Origin of the sequence: Defluviitalea phaphyphila (genome assembly GCF_001466305.1) — a bacterium.
GTDB lineage: Bacteria > Bacillota > Clostridia > Lachnospirales > Defluviitaleaceae > Defluviitalea_A > Defluviitalea_A phaphyphila.
In genome coordinates, this window is the sequence record NZ_JWID01000050.1 from 1 (window position 1) to 2,246 (window position 2,246).

The following is a 2,246-nucleotide window of genomic DNA, read 5'->3' on the forward strand; positions in this document are numbered from 1 at the left end:
TTTATATTTATTCTCATATACTAATCCTATAGATATTTTACTTCCCATATCAATCTCCTCTATTATTTAATTCTAATACCATTTTTTATATGACAATTTATTTGTGCTTGAGTAAACTTCTATACACTTATAAAATTCCCCGAAAGATCTGTATATACACCAAGTCCGTCTTTTAAATAAACATATACATATTGGCCTCTATAAGTTGATTTAAAAATATCTGTAGCACTATTAACATAATTTATTATTGCTTCCTTAAATAATTTGACATTTATTTTATTGAAATTTTCTTTAATTCTAAAGTCAATAGCATGTTTGAACTTTTTTTGTAATTGTTTCTCTGATATATTAAGACTTGGTAACTCAACTTTAATCACTCTCTTTGCAACGTCATCTGCTGCATTTTTAAAAATTTCTTTATTTTCTTTTTCCTTAATTTTATTGTTTATCTTTTCCATTGCATTATTTCGTAAAATTTTCCTTTTTTTAGTAGTTGCTTTGATTCCTTCATCTACGTATTTTAATCCGTTTGCTATTTTCTTTTTAAAGAGCTGTAAACACTTGGGGATTTAGCATCACGCAACTATTTACAGTCCCCATGAAATTATGTTACTATATTGTCATTGTTTTAATTAATATAACGATAGCTTACCATCCAATGCATTCTTTATCTATAAGTTTGCTACTTCGTATTTCTACCAAATAACGCATTCCAAAAAAACTAGTCACTTGTACTATTTTTGAGTTAATAATATTCATAGAAATATACGGTGTATTCTGTGTTATATTAAATGCATCTTTCGCACTTTGAACCCTCCAAAATATTTCGCCTTTTTCATTTACTGCATATAAATTATCCACTTCATTTGAGCCTTTAGGTATTTCAAGTAAAACTAAATAAATTTTGCTTATATATTCAACTTTATTAATTTTTGTTCAAATTTTACCTCAAAATTATCAGTAATTAGCTTATTTTGATTTATTTTAAACTCACTCATATTTCACCTCTTCTATGGCAATAATCTAGGGTTTACAAATTCACCAATATATTGTCCCATCAAATCAAATTGAGTTCCCCCTCCATCAAAACCAAACAGTCCATTAGCTATTTATGTGATATTATTCAAGATGTGTATTCATTGTATAGGACTTATATAGGTTATCTTTGTCTTAGTTAAAGTTATAGAAAGATAAATCTCTCCATCACTAAAGTATATCTAAATACTTACCAGTTATATCCTAAATCTTCAATATCAGCATCATTATATGAAGTACCTTTTTGCTCTAAAAATGTGCTTAAATCTTGGAAAGTTGATAATTCAATATTTGAATCTTCATCCCAACACGCTTCACATTCATCACAAATATACAGTGTAATACCAAGATTCTTCACCTTTGCTTTATAAATCTCACCTTGACCATTGCATCTTTGACAAATCATTATGAACCTCCTTATTTTACGAGATAAGCTGTAATAATCTCCAATTTTCCCGGTTTTACAATTATTTTTATAGCTGTTTCTCCATTAGTTCCTATAGTTCTACCCATATCTACTAGATATGCTCCTGGGTCATTTGCTAACGGATTTCCTTTCATAGTCCACGCTTCATCAACGAGACCAAGAATCTCATCGCCACCAACATTGAAAACAATATGGTTAGCTTTTTTAGATTCACTATTTATGCCTTCTCCTATATTATCTCCTTTTTTAAGGGTGATTTCTACTCCGTCGTCTGTTTTTTTAAACTTGTTTTTAAACCATGATCAGCAAAATTTTTTATTTGAGAAATTCCTTTATTAGAGAAATTATTTATTTCATTTTTAATTCCTATTCTTGTATTATCCCATAAATACCACCTTTTTCAAGGTATATTTCTTGACACTACTGTTATAGCGTTATCAACAAATTTCTTAGTTTTTGTGTTCTCTTTTGCACCTACATTATTCTATAATTCCTCTCCTTTTTGAAGAGATACTTTTATCCTTTCATCTACATATTTTAATTATTTTCTAATATTCTTTTTGATGGTATTTTTAAATAGTTATGACAAAAAGCATAAAAACTCCTTTCTGATTTTTGTTTAAGTTACTGCCAGAAAGGAGTTTTGTTTTATCAAATATTTATACAATAATTAGTATTATTAAAATTTTATATTATAAATTAATCTCTTGTGCTAGTTAATTAAAATATATGGATAATATATCCAGTTAGAAAAGTTAAAAAGTCTCTACCCATATAATTATAA

The 2,246-nt window shown here is 27.3% G+C and carries 3 protein-coding genes; all 3 read right to left on the reverse strand.

Annotated features, from left to right (window positions below; all coding sequences use genetic code 11):
- Positions 1-119: 119 nt before the first annotated feature.
- The 3 genes from OM90_RS11950 to OM90_RS12905 all read right to left on the reverse strand — a co-directional run bounded on the left by OM90_RS11950 (position 120) and on the right by OM90_RS12905 (position 1,596).
- Positions 120-458, reverse strand: coding sequence for a colicin D domain-containing protein (locus OM90_RS11950; RefSeq protein ID WP_058487085.1), 339 nt, complete (start codon positions 456-458; stop codon positions 120-122).
- Between the two features lie 767 nt (positions 459-1,225).
- The gene (locus tag OM90_RS11960) at positions 1,226-1,441 is read right to left on the reverse strand and encodes a hypothetical protein (RefSeq protein ID WP_058487087.1); all 216 of its coding nucleotides are present in this window, start codon (positions 1,439-1,441) and stop codon (positions 1,226-1,228) included.
- Positions 1,442-1,452: 11 nt separating this feature from the next.
- A complete protein-coding gene (locus OM90_RS12905) occupies positions 1,453-1,596 on the reverse strand; it encodes a hypothetical protein (RefSeq protein WP_160323679.1) in 144 nt (47 codons plus the stop codon).
- Positions 1,597-2,246 lie beyond the last annotated feature (650 nt).